Raw genomic sequence first — 17,417 nt, forward strand, 5'->3', positions numbered from 1 at the left:
AATTATGAACAATAAATATTTTGATGTACATGCACCTGTATTCTGGCCTGCCACTGTTCTGATCATTGCCTTTATCGCCATAACGATCATTGTGGGGGAACCAATGGAAAATATTTTCGACCAAATTCAGGTTTTCATTACAGACAAAACCGGCTGGCTCTTTATCATTTCAGTAAATGCTTTTATCGTATTTTGCTTCTATCTTGGATTCAGCAAATTTGGCAACATTAAACTTGGAGGTAAAAATGCAGAAACGGAATTCTCGACCTCCGCTTGGTTTGCTATGTTATTCAGCGCAGGGATGGGAATTGGCCTACTTTTTTGGGGCGTGGCCGAACCAGTTTCCCATTACTCAAAGCCTCCATATGGAGAGCCATTTTCAGTAGCTTCTGCAGAAAGGGCCATGAACCTTACTTTCCTTCATTGGGGTTTCCATGCTTGGGCGATTTATGCTATCGTAGCTTTGGCATTGGCCTTTTTTACTTACAACAGAAAATTACCCTTGACCATACGTTCGATATTCTATCCAATCTTGGGAGATAGAATTCATGGATGGATAGGTGACGTCATCGATGTCATGGCAGTCTTGGCAACTCTATTTGGCTTAGCCACGTCCTTGGGCTTTGGTGTTCAACAAGTCAATGGGGGATTATCCTATCTATTTGGAATCCCTGTATCTACTACAATCCAAGTTTTACTCATTACGGGCATTACCATTGTGGCTACATTCTCTGTCTTTTCTGGAATTGATAAAGGGGTGAAATTTTTAAGTGAATGGAATGTTAGGATTGCTGCCATCATGCTGATTTTTGTTTTGATTGTTGGACCTACCCTTTTTATTTTCAGAAGCCTGATACAAAACTTAGGAAACTACATCAACCAAATCATACAAGTCTCCACATGGACAGAAGCATATCGCGACAATGGATGGCAAGGTTCCTGGACTATCTTTTACTGGGCCTGGTGGGTTTCATGGTCACCTTTTGTTGGGATGTTCATCGCCCGGGTTTCAAGAGGAAGAACCATTAGGGAATTTATCTTTGGCGTTCTATTAGTACCTGCCTTGCTCACTTTTGTATGGTTAACTGCTATGGGAGGAAGCGCTATTTTCATGGACATGCAAAATGAAGGACATCAACTTGCCAAAGACATTGTAGCTGACGAATCTACTGCCCTATTTGTATTTCTGCATGAATTTCCATTGAGAACTATTGGATCAGCCGTGGGAGTGCTGTTGGTGATCAGTTTTTTCGTCACCTCCTCAGACTCGGGCTCATTGGTTATTGATAGCATTACGGCCGGTGGAAAGTTAGACGCCCCAGTTGGTCAAAGGATATTTTGGGCCATTTCAGAAGGGGCTGTAGCCGCGGTCCTACTAATAGGAGGTGGGCTTTCAGCCTTGCAAACAGCAGCCATAACCACAGGCCTTCCATTTCTAGTGGTTTTACTCATCATGATGTATAGCCTGTACAAAGGCCTGCAAAATGAATACGCTAGAAATGAAGCACTTAAAAAAGACCTAGATAAAAAATCCTACGAAAAAAATCTAGCACAAATAGTGCAAAAGAACATTCAAAAAAATAAGTCGAAATGAAAAAAATAAGACATATCGCCTTGTGTCTGGACCTCACGGAGATGGACAACTTGCTGCTTTCTTATGTAAAGCGATTAGATGATTATTTTGAATTTGATTCACTCACCTTGCTTCACTTAATAGAAATCGAAGAGCTACCTTCTGAAATCAATTCTATAGTTCCTGAATTAGGAAAATCGATAGAAGAAGTTATCCAAAACGAGCTATCCGAAAAAGCCGAAACTTATTTTGGCAAAGACAATGAAAACATCAGGTTCCATATTCATCAAGGAGGAGACGTAGAAACATTTGCTTCATATATGGACAAAGAAGATTTTGGACTTGTGATCTTAGGAAAAAAAAGCGCCTATTTAGGCTCTGGAATATTGAGTGGAAAAATCGTCAGACTGATTAACTGTAATACGTTATTTGTTCCGGAAATCACGAATCCAAACTTTGAAAACGTAGTGATTACCTTGGACTTCAGCTCATATTCGGACAAAGTCATTAATATTGGACTTAATTTGAAAAATATAATCAATAGTTCTCTTCACCCAGTACACGTCATCAAATCAGGTGTTCAATATTTCCCCTACATCAAAAACTTCAACAAATATGCTCAAGAATTGGAAAACGAAGCTAAAAAGCAATACAAGCGTTTTCAAAAAAAGCATCATCTTTCAGAAGAAATCACCTTATTAAAAGATAGCGACTTACACATCAGCAAATTAATTTATAATTATGCTGTTCGAGAATCTGCTAACTTAATCATTGCAGGCAACAAAGGGAAAAAGGATGAAGGTGACCTATTGATTGGAAGTATAGCCGAACAATTGATTGCTCATGACAAAAACCTCCCTGTGCTTATTGTGAAATAATTCCAACAAAAATCCCCAGCTAAAAAGCCGGGGATGCCATCAAAATTTATTCTTCTAAAGTATTATAGCTATCGACTTGCTCCATTACCCAATCTTTGTATTTTTGGAGACGGTAATCTAGCCACTTTTGCCTGTATTTTTTTGATTCCTCAATTAAAAAAGTGAATCTCTCCATGGCCTTACTTTTGGTCAGGGCGTCGTATAAATCTTCCTGAAAAGATTTATTTTCCACAAACTGCTCTGTAAACTGATCCATGACCAACGATTCTTGAGCAGGCTCCATTTTCACGAATTCCGCAAAATTCATTGGATCAGAATCTATCTCATCCAACAAATCTTCCTCCTCAGGTGTAAGATCTTCATTAAAATTATCCTCTTCATCTGGAAGATGATGAATAATTTTTTTGTCTTCTTGGTAATAACAAACCTTGCCTTTAAGTAAATAACCGGCTATTGTAACAATTTCTTTTTCAGATAGGGTAAGCATTGCTTTGTTTATATAATCAAAATCTATTGAAAAATAAGGAACCCTTTATAAAAATCAAATAACCTCCTTTTAAATAAAAAAAATAATGTGAAAATCAGTCAAAAAAACCTTCATTACCCCTTCACTTTTTCGGCTTTCTTTACGATTCGCCGAATCACCTCATCCAGCTCAACACAAGAACTGCTGATCAACTCAACGGCTTCATCTTCTTTCATCAGTTGAAGCCCATGTTCCTGGAGTAAATTACATACAGCCATTAATCTAGCCAAAGGAGCCCTTACTTCATGAGACTGCATCCAGGTAATTTCACACAACTCTGTGTTTTGCCTTTCTATTTTATCTATGTAAGACCTGATGTGTGTAATATCCTGCATCGCTCCTACCATCCGGTAAGGCTTGCCATTCACATCTTTAATTAAGTACCCTTTATCCAAAACATAAGCATACTCTCCACATCTCTTCTGGAAACGGTACTCTTGCTCCCATCGTACATCCGACTGTCTTTCAACAAAATCTTTTATAAAAGAAACAATTTTTTCCCTATCATCTGGGTGCAACCTCTTTTCCCAATGATCGATTGAGCTTACCCCTCCACTCAGTTTGTGGCCAAATAAATGCGAATAACTATCTCCCCAATAAACCACTCCACCTTCTATATCCCATTCCCAAATTGCCTCATTGGAAGCTTTGGAAACATATTTGAATCTTTTGTTAATAATATCAATAGTTTCATTGGCATGGATCAACTCAGTAATATCATTTAAATGAATGATTAGACCATGATTCTTACTTCCTTCTTGAATGATATGGGCTGTGACCATTACATACTTTATTTGTCCCCTCATTGCCTTAAATGAAAACTTAAAATTATTCACCCGTTCGCCTAGTCGTGCTTTCTCCACCACCTCTATATAGAACTTTTGATAATCACTTTCTGAGTAAAATACCTCTCTCATATTTGGAAAATTATCCAATCTCCCAAAAGGGAACATCTGATGTGAAGCAGGATTGGCATAAATTACTTCATCCTCAATGGACAAGACCATAACCCCATGATTTAAGCTTTTGAGTATCTTCTTTGAGTCCAAAGACCTTGTAACATCAAACAACTTATACTTCCCCAAAGCCAGTATGGAACTGAAAGTAAAAATCGATAGTAAAAAAGAAGTCATAGGAATTTCTTTTAAGCCCAAAGAAGGCAGCATTACTTGTGTTACCCCACCAATGATTAATGGTGCCAATCCTCCTAATGCTAAAACCTTATATTGCTTTCGCTTATTAGCAGAACCTTCCTTATTGAATGAAGAAACCACTAGTATACTTAAACCTAGAAAAGATTGGAAAAAAATCCATATCCGCTGAACCAAATCCGTGGTATTTGGCCTGACATTGACAACATAACCCCAAAAGCCTTGGTAACTTACTTCAAATGTCGTAGGGTCAGCCTGATGAAAAACATAGAATACTATACTAGGTCCATATACAATAAGATAACTGACTCGATGGTTAAATAATTTTTTTTCTGTGAGGATACAAACAAAATGAAACAATAAAGAACTGATCATCATCCATCCAATACTGAAAAGTTCAAACACAAATCTGGCCGAACTTTCACTTATTCCTACTCTAAGTAAAAAATCTTGAGACTGCCAAAAAATCAAAGCAAGGATAAACATGGAAAACACATTGGTCTCGCGGCGCTTGGGCATCCAAAACAGGATGTAAGCCAAAATCCCCACATTGAAAAACACTGGTAAAGCCCCAATAGTTACATACATCCAATTTATACCCTGAAACATAATCGCTATATGAAAATTAAAAAACTGTAATAGCCAAACATATATCAACTCCAATTTAGCTATACAATACAATTAACTTAGTTCAAAAAGCAAATCTCACACAATTCAAGCTGACAATCTGAATAAGTCAGATTTATGTCATCAACCAACATTCTTTTGCCACCTACAATCTCTTAATTGATTTGGTTTCCATAAAATTCAGTCTAATCGATGAAACCAAAAAATCACAAATAAAAAAAGGATACCATTTGGTACCCTTCGTAGTAGCGGGAACTGGACTATTCAAAAACACTGGTAAACAGAATATTATAAAAAAAGGGGGACAAATAGGAGGACAGGTTCATTTTGGTTTTATAGCGCTAAATTTATTTGAATCATATTATTCTATAGTGGCTCTAATTGCCAAATAAGCTCATTTCTCGATTCGAATTTTTGAATGGTCTTTTTTCTTTTTGATGTAAAAAGCATAAAATCGACCTACTTGAAGATGGACAAATTTTTGAAAACGAACCTTTGATTTAGAATTGAATTCATTTGCATGTTTTTGAATATTATCTCCACCTCGTAAAATTCGTACGGTACGAGGGGTACGAGCCGTACGAAGTGTACGAATTCTGAACTATCTTTTCCATGCAATTTAAACACTCATTTTTTCTTGCTTGCCATCCAGTTCGTAGGGCTGGACCAGTACCTCAACAGGTAAGTTGGAGTAGCTGGAAAGAATTCTGACATTTTCGACGGTAAACGGTCTTTTCCTGTTCAACACCAAGCTGACAATAGTTTTACTGCCTATCGCCGGAATCAGATGCTTGTCTTTTAAGCCTTTTCACTCCATTGTTTCTTTTATGGCCTAAATAGGTTGAGGTAAGGCAATAAGGTGCTTTTCCTTCTATTATTTTCGATGAGGGTAACCAAAAATTCTGCCTCCATCCCTTCTGCACTGTCTGGATCTGACTCAAAGATTTGGGAAAGTCTAGCAAGGGATTCTTTATATTCCTGTTCAATCGTAATGATCTTTTCCCACTTCATGATTTTAAGTTAATTTTCGATTTTAAAACTGATCTACTGTATTCGCATCCACCTTATCGTACTCGGAGTGTGTGCCTTCCTGCTTATTAATTTTCCAGTATGTTCATCAATTTCTGGTTCAAGTATAATTTTTCCTTTCCTACTCTGACAGATTTCAGGAAGCCTTCTTCTTCCAATGCGCTGAGATAATTTCCAACTGTTTTTGGTGTTCCTAAATCAATGTCAATTAGGTTTTGCCTTTTGGTATATGGCAGCTTAAAAATGACCTCAACCAAATCCTTAGAATATACTTTCGGAAGCTTTTCTATAATTACACCATCAAATGACATAAGATCAACCAAATGATTTTATGTCACTAATAACTCCGGTTCTACTTTACTATTAATACAGGTATCTAGCTTCAGAATTCCGAAGACTTTAGCCATGGATCTAAGATCACTAGCATCTTTAAGAAGAATCAGTTTTTTCATAAACGACAATCCCCCATATATTAAAAACATTTACTTTCAGGGCTAACGATTGAAAGCCTATTGTAGCTTAGAAATAGTTTTATGGAATTGTAATTTTGAAAGGTAATTAATTGTATTTTTCGATACGTTAGTCAGAATTAACAAACAACCTAGAAGTCTAATTAAAATTGATCCTTGCTAAGATTCAAATAATCTTTCAATGCTTAAATAACGGGTTCTCCTTTTGACTCTTTGATCATCAATCTTAATCCATCCACTTCCATATCTTCCAACACTATGATATGCTTATGTCCAATAGAGCTTCCAGTATAGATTTCTTTCCATTTCCCATTGACTTTCCCTTCCAATACAAAAGCCCGGATGCGTTCGCCAAAACGAATATCTTCCTGCAGTACAACATGATTGATCACTTCACCCGTTTCCAGTTTTAGCATAAGTTTTTTTCCGGTACCGGATGTTTCGGCAATTGGTGAAGCATATATTCTTTTTACCTCATCACCAAATTCCTTCATTCGATTGGCATCTTTTACAGGAACCAGTCCATTATCATCAGGAGTAATTCCCAAAATCAAAGTACTGTTGTGACCAACACTGTTTTCATACATATTCATCAAATTCTCCAAAGGGAAAATATGGTCCTCATCTCCAGGTTCCCAATACCTTCCATTTCTTCCATCTTATCCCCTTAATACCATTTTATTTCTAACTTTAACTATTTTCTCCAAAAAAAGTCAATAAATGCTTAAGGTACTTCCTTGAATTAGCATTCCCAGTTTAGAATTATAGATTCCTTTTGGTTAAAACAGTAATTTCACATTCGGATCAACTCTTCTAATTGGACTTGAAACGCTTTAATTTTCTCAGGGTATTGGTCGGCCAAATTATTCTTTTCATTGGGGTCATTTGACAAGTCAAAAAGAGAAAAACTCCATGAACCATCTTTTGATGATCGATGCGGAATAAATTTCCAGTTTCCGTCTCTCAAAGCGTATTGTCCAGAGTAGGTATGGTGCACCATTCGTTTTCTCGAGGACTTAATGTTGTTGTTTTTCAATAAGGGCAAAAAGCTTATTCCATCTCCTGTTGCTATAGGCACTTGAAAAATATCTGCTACTGTCGCATAAATATCCATTATGCTAACCAATCCATCATTGGTAGAGTTTTCTGGCACAACATTAGGCCATCTCACAATAAAGGGTACTCTATGTCCTCCTTCCAAAAGTGAGGCTTTGAACCCATTTAGATTGCCACAGGATTGATGTCCATAATCATTACCATCATCACTGGTAGGAGTTCCTCCGTTGTCACTAGAAACAATCAACAATGTATTATCCGTTATGCCCAATGCATCCAATTTTTCCATAATTTGTCCAAGGGCCCAGTCAAATTCATAAACCATATCTCCTCTTTCCCCTGCCTGGCTTTTTCCTTTGGCAAAATCAGCAGGAGTACAAGGTCGATGGGGTGCCACTGTAGGAAGATATAAGAAAAAAGGCTTTCCTAGCGCTGTATTTTCTTCAATAAATTGAAGTGATTTTTTTGTAAGTGTAGGTCCTATCTCCGTATCATCCCATCCTTCAATCATCCAGCCCTCATGTACTTCACTAGCCGAAATCTCTTCTTTGGACGGCTGACCCTTTTCTCTCCATATTGTTGGCAAACCATATGTATATCTGTTTTCTATGAAAACATGGGGCTCCATATTATGTCCTCCTCCTGAACCAAAAAAATAATCAAAACCTAAATCATTTGGGCCACCGTATGAAGGATTCATAAAATTCACATCACGTGTACCTTTCAATCCTTTCTCATGCCAATCTTTAGCTTCAACATATTCAAATCCCTGATTTTTAAAGAAATTTATTCCTAGATGCCATTTACCTACTACCGCTGTAGCATAGCCCTGATCTTTGAGCATATCAGCAATGGTCACTTCAGATTTATCAATCAAGGGATCATTAAAAGTAGACCAAAGGACCTCCCGTTTCAAATCAGATCTCCAAGCATACTTCCCTGTGATAAAACTGTATCGAGATGGAGTACAAACTGAAGATGCAGCATGGGCATCTGTAAATACCATTCCTTCTTTAGCCAAACGATTCATATTGGGAGTTGGAATCTTTGAATCTGGATTATAACATTGTGGATCACCATAACCCATATCATCAGCCATAATGAAAATTACATTAGGCCTAGTCGAATGTTGAGCCATAACCTGAAAGCCAAGTAAGAACAGGACAATTTGTATCTTCAGTATTTTGGATTTTATCCTCATGTTTACATTCGTTTTGATTTAATAATCCGACAACCCTACTACTACAGAAGTATTGTTTGTTGTAACTGATTCTCCTTAATGATATATCCAAAACTGATTATCAGAATAATACCGGTAATCTTTGACCAAGCCACTGTAAGATTAAAACACTAATAATGAATCAGTTGACACCTATACCAAAAAGATCATATGAATACGCTTTTAACCTTTACGGGAAAAATAGCGAATATACATATTCCAAAATATCAGTAAGCTAATTTAATTTCTTCAACATGCTAATATAATTCTTACTTCAATTTTCTAATTTGTTTCCCAAGTTAAAAAATTGAGGCAATAAACTGTATATAGGCCGATCTTCGAGGTATTCTTTTGCATGAACTTATGCAAACAAAGTGCTTGGGAAAATATATAATAATGATGTGAAAATATTTTCATATACAATTTTCTATATCAAACTGCCTTCATTCTATCCAACAAAACGTAAATCATTATCCGATTTCCCCATTGATTGTCTGGATTGGACAGCTCCACTTCAAGTTCCAATTCCAACGTACCAGTCTCGGACTTGGAGAATTCCCCTAAATCCAAAACCGAATTATCCCCAGTTTTGATAAAAGATATAATGGGATTACCACTTTCTCTAAGCTTCCCATAGTCTCGTTCTGTTCTCAATTCAATGGATAAACTATCAAGATTTCTCAATACCTCTCCACTTTTTGAAATTTTGACATGCTTGATTTTAACATCTGCATAGGTCAACCCCGAATTTGAAGACTCATATGCCCTGGCTACCCTCAATTGATAGACTTGGTCAGTACTTGAAATGAACTTACTTAAATCAATCCTTATGGTTTTTGTCTGAGGTGTAAATTCGAGATTGTCATAAATATACCCACCTAACATTACCTTGTCTCTAATTCTTTTATAATCCCCGTACTTGGCCATCAGCTTCTGTTTGGTAGGATACTTTGAAAGCTCGCTGTTTTCAAAAACATTATCAAATTCACCTTCCAAGATCGTTCTGGTAACAGCTGTAATTTCCGAATCATTTTGTTTATAAAAAGGATGTAATTCCCTTGGGTCCTCCTTTAGATTATATAATCTCCCATCGTAATACAGTTTATACTCCTTGTCCCTTATATAAGTGGACAGAGGATGAAAGAAAGTCGAAAAAATATAAGGTTTGCCTACTCTTTCTTCTTGATCAAGAACAGGCAGTAGGGATACGCCATCCAATTTTTTATTTACCTCTGATAAGTCATATCCGGCCAAATCTGCCAACGTCGGATAAAAATCAGTAAAATCCACAAGCTCATCAGATGTTTGCCTTTTACCATCATATTTCACTAGCAACGGGACATGTACACCGTCATGACTTGCGGTACCTTTTCCACCATAGATCACCTCACCATTACTCATGTGATGTTCTAATGTTTTACTTCCATTATCGGTGGTATAGATGATTATCGTGTTTTCATAAAGTCCATTTTCTTTGAGTTTTTGGACCACGTTTCCAATCATCTTGTCAGCATATGTCACCATATCCTCAAAGTTTTGCTGCCAGTCAGTGGAACTGGGATCTTCGCTATCCGGAGTTGGCTCAAAAGGATTGTGTGCCAAGGACATAGGATAATATATAAAAAAAGGCTGGTCTTGGTTTTTCTCAATAAAATCCAATGTCCTTTCATTAAATCGATCAGGTGCATAATCGGCAACAAATGGCCCACCATTTTCTTCCAAAGGGCAATTGTAAAAATACCTTTTAAAAAACTCAGCATACGAAAGCTCCCCGGGGCTGCCATTGAACAAGCAGAATTCGTCAAAGCCAAGCTGATCAGGAGTCTTGCTGAGGTGCCATTTTCCAAATGCCGCGGTTGCATAACCTGCAGCTTTCATCATCTTTCCCAATGGAGGCAGCTCAAGTTCAAAACTGCCCCACCCAGTATAGTTACGATAATTATACTGTCCAGTAATTAATTTAACCCTTGTGGGCACGCAAAGTGGTTGGGAATCGCAATTAACAAAATCGGTGCTTTCATGCGCCAATGCATCCAAATTGGGAGTATGAAAGTTCAAAACCTCCTTATATCCCAAGGTCTCATAACCCATATCATCTCCTAGGATAAAAATAATATTTGGTTTTGATGATCTGGCATTTCCCTGATCTTCAGCTGCCGAGTCCCAACAACTCAATATAAAAATTCCAGCAAATATGAAGTACTTGATCATCTTTATGCTTTTTGAATGGATCTTTCACGAATCATCACACAACAATTCCTCTTAAAACAGGCTTCCAGTTTCATCTTAATATACTGAAAGTGCTTGAATAATGGGTTCTCCTTTTGACTCTTTGATCATCAATCTTAATCCATCCACTTCCATCTCTTCCAATACTATGATATGCTTATGTCCAATAGAGCTTCCAGTATAGATTTCCTTCCATTTCCCATTGACTTTCCCTTCCAATACAAAAGCCCGGATGCGTTCGCCAAAACGAATATCTTCCTGCAGTACAACATGATTGATCACTTCACCCGTTTCCAGTTTTAGCATAAGCTTTTTTCCGGTACCGGATGTTTCGGCAATTGGTGAAGCATATATTCTTTTTACCTCATCACCAAATTCCTTCATTCGATTGGCATCTTTTACAGGAACCAGTCCATTATCATCAGGAGTAATTCCCAAAATCAAAGTACTGTTGTGACCAACACTGTTTTCATACATATTCATCAAATTCTCCAAAGGGAAAATATGGTCCTCATCTCCAGGTTCCCAAAACCATTCATGTCTTCCTTCATATCCCCTTAGGGGAGCGTCACTCATAGCTGGCATATAATAATCCCCATCGGGATCTCCATATTTTATAGGTCTAAAACCTATGGAATCCCCTCTGTTGGCAAACCATGAAGGTGCATGATATGTTCCCCAACAAGGATATGGAACGGTCCCCGATTCACTTCCTCCCCATCGGATATCAGCCCTTTCCAGATTATGATAGAAAATGGCATTGGGTTGGTTCCTTTCCACTATCCCCTGGACATCAGGCCCACCCTGCTTGGGACCATGGGCACCACCATCAAACCAAATAATTGCCAAATCCCCATACTTGGAAGTAAGCTCTTCTACCATACCCTCGCACATCCTATTATAATGTTCTTGCCTGTTTTTAGAAAATCCACCTTCTCCCTGAACTTTAAAATCATGGATTCCATAAAAGGAATTCCAGCGTATACCTATATAAATCCCTGGTTCAATCCCATATTTACGACAGGATTCAACAAAGTCCCCAACTATGTCCCCTTTACCATCACGCCACTTTAGTGCCTTTAGACTATACGGGTTGACATCACTTTGATAGATAGCAAATCCTGTCTCATGGGTCGCCGTTAGAATGGCTATTTTAGCCCCCATGTCCTTGGCAGATTTCACCCATTGATCTGTATCCAATTGTTCCGGGTTGAAAATATTGTAATCAGCAACAGGGGTAATCCTGTTTTCTCGTTGCACATATTTTTTCCCATCAAACACATGTAGGTCATAATGAAAGACAGCAACCAACTCGGCATTCTGCCATGCCAATTGAGCCGGTGTGGGAAGGGGCACTGTACTCTCAGAAACTTCTTGAGCAGAAACTGAGAAAATAATACAATACATCAATCCTAATAACAACCTAATTTTCATTTTGTTAAGCTTGTTCATTTAAAAACCAATTTCTATATAAAATATTCAATATCTAAAAAAGGGGAAAAGTTAAACTTCCCCCTTTTCTTATAAGACTTCTATTAAATCAATTACCAATCAGTATTTTGACTGAAATTTGGATTAAGCTCCAACTCTCTCAGAGGAAGAGGGAATAAGTATTGTCTTGGGGCTTCAAAAGAACGAGCTTCTGAACTTTCGGCTATTATCACACCATTTTCATCCAAATTGATATCAGAACCTGGATCTAAATCAGGGTAATTATCCTGCTGAAATACTGCTCCTAACACACCCATTGGCAGGTCGATCTCAGCTGTTTTCCACCTCATGATGTCGTCATAACGAAATCCCTCGCCAGCCAACTCTACCCTACGTTCTCTTCGTAATTCCTCTAGCATTTCAAGACCATTGGCAGTTACAAATTGATTGCTCAAGGGAGGCATATCAACTCCTGATCTATTTCTCAAAATATTGATGGAATTATCTAATTCTGCATCACTAATACTTCCACTAAGTTCATAAACTGCTTCAGCATAGTTCAGTAAAATTTCAGCATAACGCATCAAAATCACATCAGTATAAACAAAAGTTACTGTCTGTGCCAGTGGGTCTCCAGGCTTTTTAGGCCAATAACCTGTAGCTGTCCTAGTCAAATCCGGCACCAAAGGTTGGCCGTCAAACATGGTACCTGGTTCCCAAATAGTGGCCTTCATTCTCGGATCCCTATTTTCAAATTCGGATGCTAGTGATTCGTACCCCATGAATAAGGAGGATTTTTCAATTGGAAGCCCATCCGAACACAAAAAAGCGTCAGCCAAATATTTAGTCGGTTCCTGGGAAGCATCTATCACATGTCCTCTGCCCCTTGGACTTACACCTGTTTGCTCTTCATCATATCTTATTGAGAACATCACCTCAGAATTATCCTGATTTTCAAAGTAAAAAACCTCTTCCAAAGGACCTTGAAACAAACTATACTCTCCTTCATCAATTACCTCTTTTGCAGCATCTCGAGCAATGGTCAATAAGCTATTTGCATCTCCGTAGCCATGATATTTGGCTCTTGTACCCTCATAAAGGGCTATCCTACTTAAATACCCTAAAACCACTCCCCTAGTTATTCTTCCTACTTCATTTGACATCAGTTCACTTTTTCTAGGCAATTGATCAGCTGCGAAATTGAAATCAGCAATAATTGCTTCTACAACCAAAGACCGATCATCTCTTTCTGGAGTAACATCCGAAAAATCCAAGGTCTTATCTGTATAAGGTATGTCCCCATACCTCTTCATTAGCAATGCATGGTAAAACCCTCTAAAGAACCTCGCTTCTGCAACATACCTATTCGTAACCGATTCACTTAAAACGGAAGTAGCAGCATTTTCAATGAGATCATTTGCCCGACGAATTCTTGTATATGCGCTGGACCAAAATCCTCCATCTGTATTCGAGGCCTGGAACGTTCCGTTACTTACTGAGTTCCTTGCAAAATAATCTATGGACTGTACATCCTCAATAGTACTTAATCCAATTCCTGCATATAGATCATTGGCGGCCAATTTGAAGTCATTCTCGGAGATCCAAAAGGTTTCTGCAGAGATATCATCCAAAGGTGATTTTTCCAATATGCCTTCACAAGCTGTGAATAAAAGGCCTCCAATGACAAATAATATATATATCCTTTTCATCTTATCAGCAGTTTTGATTTAAAATGTGAAATTAAGACCCAGTGAGAAATTACGGTTCAGTGGATAAGATTGACCATTCTGTGATGTCACTTCAGGGTCAAACAAAATCAAATTGGTTTTTTCCCAAAGGTTCTCCCCACTAAAATAAACACGGGCGTTGGACACCCCTATCTTACTCAACAACCCATCAGGAAGAGAGTAGCCCAATTGCAGATTCTTCAACCTTATATAAGAAGCATTCTGCACCCAATAATCAGAAAACTGATAATTCAGACCTCCTTGAAAAGGTCTAGGATATTTAGCGTCGGTATTTTCAGCTGTCCAATAATCTGTAAGCTCTGCAAATGCCCAGTTATCCCAAGGGTTTCTAAATGGGCCAACGGCATCTGCATTAATGTAGTAGTTCCTTTTACCGACCCCTTGGAAGAATACGGAAAAGTCGAAGCCCTTCCATTCTGCCCCAAGGTTAATCCCATAAAGCTTCCGAGGAGTTGTTGTTCCTATAAATTCTACGTCATTTGGCTGGGTAATTTTACCATCGCCATCTATATCTATATATTTGAGATCTCCGGGAGCAACATTATTGTTCAAAGTAGCACTATTGTCTACTTCTTCTTGAGTCTGAAATAATCCGTCCGTCCTGTAGGCAAAGATAGAATTCACTGGAAACCCTTGAATATTTCTTATGCCACTGCCTACATTAACAAACTCTTGATTTAGGTCAACAATTTTGTCCTTTTGATCTGAAAAATTAAAACCTATATGATACCTAAGTCCAATAGATTGAATTTGATCCCTCCATCTTAGATCAATTTCATATCCCTTTGTTTCCAATTCACCATTATTGCTTGTCGGAACAGAAATACCAATAATAGACGGTATCTCAACTCCAATCAACATATCTTCATTTCGCTTGATATAATAGTTAAATTCAGTAGTCAATCTATTATCCCAAAATCCCATATCCAAACCGATATTGGTGGACTTGACAGTTTCCCAAGTCCTCTGTTGAGAAGGCAGTCTTGGGTTCCATGCCTGCTGACCTAAGCCTCCAGGAAAAGGAATCCCTCCATTCGAAATAGTGTATACCGGAATATGATCATATAATCCAATCCCAGACTGATTTCCTGTTTCACCATACGACGCCCGAAGTTTCAAATTCGAAAAGATCCGTTGAGACCCCATAAACGACTCATTATCAATACGCCAAGCCATCATAACAGAAGGGAAAGTCCCCCATTTGTTCAAATCGGAAAACCTACTGGATCCATCTCTTCTAAAAGTTCCCTCGAGGATATAACGGTCGTCATAATTATAGTTAACACGACCAAAATAGGACAACAAACCCCATTCTCCAGCACTCCATGAATTGGTAGAACTTTCCTGATCACCCAAATTCAAAGCAGGCAGCTCGTTTCCTAAAATATTCAAACGTTGTGTAGAAGTTTCCTCAGAATAATTTTCCTCTGCTGAAATCCCCACCATACCGCTGAAAGTATGTTTATCAACAGTTTTGCTATACCGTGCTATTAGCTGGCTTGTGTAATATCTAAAATAGGAATTACTCAATACTACCCTGTTTGGCTGATTTATCCACCTTGGGATTCCATCAGGGTCAACTACTTCTCCAGCAGTGTTATGTTTATAATATCCTCTTCCAAACATGGTACCTTTGTTCCAACCAACGTTGTAACCCAAGAGACCTTCTAAAGAAAGTCCACTGATGATGTTGTAATTTAAACCAATACGTCCTTCAAACCGATTGTTTTTATTTTCATCAAAACCTGCCTCACGCAACAATTGTAATGTGTTTTGTTGGAAGCGGTACCTTGAGTAATTACCATTTGGATCATAAAGCTCTTGATTTCTTCCTGCCTGAAAAACACTTTGTATAAGACCTCCTTGATTAGATGCCTGTAAACGGTCTCCATTAACAAAACTTATATTAGTATTCAATACCAGTTTATTTGGAATCAAGTCATTACTTAAATTGGTTCTTAGGGTATATCGATCAAAATTATCTGGCCCAAACTCTGAGAAATAGCCATTTTGATCCAACCAACTTAGTGAAACATTATAAGCATTACGCTCTCCTCCACCTTTCACTGACAGGGTATGAGACTGTTGAAAGGATTTATCATAAAAGTATTCAACCCAATCAAAATCCCCTGTAAAGAAAAAGTCTCTGGTATTACTTGCGTTTGGTACCGCAGTGACATTCGGGTCAGCCAAAGCGTCCAATACATATTGAGGATAAAATGCACCTTGCCCAGCATTTGCAGCGGCTAAATTACCATACTCAGCTGAGGCCAATGGTGACATTTGCTCAGGAACAATCGTTGGTGTATTGATGCTGACGTTACCATTATAGCTTACTGATAGGCCTTGATTTTTCTTACCTTTCTTGGTAGTCACCAAGATCACACCTTCAGAAGCCCTAGCTCCATAAATAGACGCTGATGCTCCATCCTTCAGTACTGATATACTCTCAATATCATTTGGGTTAATATTATCCAAAACTCCCGGAATACCGTCAACAATTACAAGGGCTCCTCCTCCGTTTAGTGAAGACTCTCCCCTGATAGTAATATTATAACCTGCCCCTGGCTGTCCTGAAGTGGGCTGGATACTTACACCGGCAATTTGGCCTTGAAGAGCTTGAGAGACATTTGTAACGGGCCTATCCTGTAATGCCTCTCCATCAACTTGAGCTACAGCCCCTGCTACGTTTATCTTTTTCTGCTCACCATATCCAATTACAACCACTTCTTCAAGTCCCTTATAGTCTTCCTCCAAACTAACTTCTATGGCGGATTGATTATTTATGGTTACTTCTTGAGGCTTATAACCAACAAAAGAAATTACCAAAACCGCACCTTCATCAGGTACCTCAATTGAGAAATTACCATCTATATCGGTAACAGTTCCCCTGGTAGAGTTCTTTACCAATACCGTTGCACCAGGAATGGGCTGCCCATCGGAACTTGAAATGACTGTTCCATTTACAGTAAATTCCCTAATAGCATATTCAATTATTTTCTTCTTTGATGAAGCCTTGGTTACACTGATATTATTGTTAACCTGTTTAAACCTGAGTTTTTTCTCCTTGGCTATTTCGATCAAAACATCTTCAACACTTTGCTCCTTCTTCACAAGACTAATTCTTTCTGATAAGAACGGATCATTCTTATCATACACGAACACAAAAGGGGTCTTCAATTCCAGCTCCCCAAATAGATCAACAAGCTTCTTGTTATCAAAGCCAACATTGACACTTACTTCTTTCATGCTTTTGACACTTTGGGCATTGGAATCCGTGGCCCATAGCATATTTACAAATAACACCTGCATGAACAGCCCAATTATAGAATAGGTAAATCCCATGAGCAATAGTTTTAGTACTCTTTTTTTCATATTTTTGAATGGTTTTATTGTTTTAAGAAAGGCAATTGAACTTCTTATTTACCGTATTGATTGGCAGATCAATACGGTATTTTTTTCATAGGCTAGGTCGTTTTT

Annotated in this window: 13 protein-coding genes; 2 read left to right on the forward strand and 11 right to left on the reverse strand. The window is 38.1% G+C overall.

Annotated elements, in window-relative coordinates; genetic code table 11:
- Positions 1-4 precede the first annotated feature (4 nt).
- Positions 5-1,594: a BCCT family transporter gene (locus IFO69_RS06960; RefSeq protein ID WP_192009349.1), complete on the forward strand. Its 1,590-nt coding sequence runs from the start codon at positions 5-7 to the stop codon at positions 1,592-1,594.
- Positions 1,591-2,451, forward strand: coding sequence for a universal stress protein (locus tag IFO69_RS06965; RefSeq protein WP_192009350.1), 861 nt, complete (start codon positions 1,591-1,593; stop codon positions 2,449-2,451). The genes IFO69_RS06960 and IFO69_RS06965 overlap by 4 nt, the downstream gene beginning before the upstream one ends.
- A gap of 46 nt (positions 2,452-2,497) precedes the next feature.
- Here the strand turns inward: IFO69_RS06965 and IFO69_RS06970 are convergent, their stop codons facing one another.
- The 11 genes from IFO69_RS06970 to IFO69_RS07015 form a co-directional block, all read right to left on the reverse strand.
- Entirely contained in the window at positions 2,498-2,938 is a 441-nt protein-coding gene (locus tag IFO69_RS06970) for a UPF0158 family protein (protein ID WP_192009351.1), read from the reverse strand.
- Positions 2,939-3,051: 113 nt separating this feature from the next.
- Positions 3,052-4,737: a PAS domain-containing protein gene (locus tag IFO69_RS06975; RefSeq protein ID WP_192009352.1), complete on the reverse strand. Its 1,686-nt coding sequence runs from the start codon at positions 4,735-4,737 to the stop codon at positions 3,052-3,054.
- 637 nt (positions 4,738-5,374) lie between these two features.
- Positions 5,375-5,503, reverse strand: a complete 129-nt coding sequence (locus IFO69_RS21690; RefSeq protein ID WP_262891611.1) for a hypothetical protein — start codon at positions 5,501-5,503, stop codon at positions 5,375-5,377.
- Positions 5,504-5,580: 77 nt separating this feature from the next.
- Positions 5,581-5,766 (reverse strand): hypothetical protein, encoded by a 186-nt coding sequence (locus IFO69_RS21605; RefSeq protein ID WP_225444034.1) that lies wholly within the window; start codon positions 5,764-5,766, stop codon positions 5,581-5,583.
- A gap of 86 nt (positions 5,767-5,852) precedes the next feature.
- Positions 5,853-6,095: a hypothetical protein gene (locus tag IFO69_RS06985; RefSeq protein ID WP_225444035.1), complete on the reverse strand. Its 243-nt coding sequence runs from the start codon at positions 6,093-6,095 to the stop codon at positions 5,853-5,855.
- Positions 6,096-6,439: 344 nt separating this feature from the next.
- Complete coding sequence (locus IFO69_RS06990) at positions 6,440-6,841, reverse strand: hypothetical protein (RefSeq protein ID WP_192009353.1); 402 nt, start codon at positions 6,839-6,841, stop codon at positions 6,440-6,442.
- A gap of 206 nt (positions 6,842-7,047) precedes the next feature.
- The gene (locus IFO69_RS06995) at positions 7,048-8,511 is read right to left on the reverse strand and encodes a sulfatase family protein (protein WP_192009354.1); all 1,464 of its coding nucleotides are present in this window, start codon (positions 8,509-8,511) and stop codon (positions 7,048-7,050) included.
- A 450-nt stretch (positions 8,512-8,961) separates the two neighbouring features.
- Complete coding sequence (locus IFO69_RS07000) at positions 8,962-10,740, reverse strand: sulfatase-like hydrolase/transferase (protein WP_192009355.1); 1,779 nt, start codon at positions 10,738-10,740, stop codon at positions 8,962-8,964.
- A gap of 75 nt (positions 10,741-10,815) precedes the next feature.
- The gene (locus IFO69_RS07005) at positions 10,816-12,192 is read right to left on the reverse strand and encodes an alpha-L-fucosidase (protein ID WP_192009356.1); all 1,377 of its coding nucleotides are present in this window, start codon (positions 12,190-12,192) and stop codon (positions 10,816-10,818) included.
- A 110-nt stretch (positions 12,193-12,302) separates the two neighbouring features.
- On the reverse strand, positions 12,303-13,898 hold the full coding sequence (locus tag IFO69_RS07010; RefSeq protein WP_192009357.1) for a RagB/SusD family nutrient uptake outer membrane protein: 1,596 nt from the start codon (positions 13,896-13,898) through the stop codon (positions 12,303-12,305).
- A gap of 18 nt (positions 13,899-13,916) precedes the next feature.
- Positions 13,917-17,312, reverse strand: coding sequence for a SusC/RagA family TonB-linked outer membrane protein (locus IFO69_RS07015; RefSeq protein WP_192009358.1), 3,396 nt, complete (start codon positions 17,310-17,312; stop codon positions 13,917-13,919).
- Positions 17,313-17,417: the final 105 nt, after the last annotated feature.

This window comes from Echinicola arenosa (assembly GCF_014841125.1).
GTDB classification, from domain to species: Bacteria; Bacteroidota; Bacteroidia; order Cytophagales; family Cyclobacteriaceae; genus Echinicola; species Echinicola arenosa.

What these genes read in the sequence shown, in the direction of transcription:
- IFO69_RS06990 (WP_192009353.1), bottom strand. Translation starts at nt 6,841, where the DNA reads ATGTATGAAAACAGTGTTGGTCACAACAGTACTTTGATTTTGGGAATT.
- IFO69_RS07000 (WP_192009355.1), bottom strand. Translation starts at nt 10,740, where the DNA reads ATGATCAAGTACTTCATATTTGCTGGAATTTTTATATTGAGTTGTTGG.
- IFO69_RS06995 (WP_192009354.1), bottom strand. Translation starts at nt 8,511, where the DNA reads ATGAGGATAAAATCCAAAATACTGAAGATACAAATTGTCCTGTTCTTA.
- IFO69_RS06965 (WP_192009350.1), top strand. Translation starts at nt 1,591, where the DNA reads ATGAAAAAAATAAGACATATCGCCTTGTGTCTGGACCTCACGGAGATG.
- IFO69_RS06985 (WP_225444035.1), bottom strand. Translation starts at nt 6,095, where the DNA reads ATGTCATTTGATGGTGTAATTATAGAAAAGCTTCCGAAAGTATATTCT.
- IFO69_RS07015 (WP_192009358.1), bottom strand. Translation starts at nt 17,312, where the DNA reads ATGAAAAAAAGAGTACTAAAACTATTGCTCATGGGATTTACCTATTCT.
- IFO69_RS21605 (WP_225444034.1), bottom strand. Translation starts at nt 5,766, where the DNA reads ATGAAGTGGGAAAAGATCATTACGATTGAACAGGAATATAAAGAATCC.
- IFO69_RS06975 (WP_192009352.1), bottom strand. Translation starts at nt 4,737, where the DNA reads ATGTTTCAGGGTATAAATTGGATGTATGTAACTATTGGGGCTTTACCA.
- IFO69_RS06970 (WP_192009351.1), bottom strand. Translation starts at nt 2,938, where the DNA reads ATGCTTACCCTATCTGAAAAAGAAATTGTTACAATAGCCGGTTATTTA.
- IFO69_RS06960 (WP_192009349.1), top strand. Translation starts at nt 5, where the DNA reads ATGAACAATAAATATTTTGATGTACATGCACCTGTATTCTGGCCTGCC.
- IFO69_RS07005 (WP_192009356.1), bottom strand. Translation starts at nt 12,192, where the DNA reads ATGAAAATTAGGTTGTTATTAGGATTGATGTATTGTATTATTTTCTCA.
- IFO69_RS07010 (WP_192009357.1), bottom strand. Translation starts at nt 13,898, where the DNA reads ATGAAAAGGATATATATATTATTTGTCATTGGAGGCCTTTTATTCACA.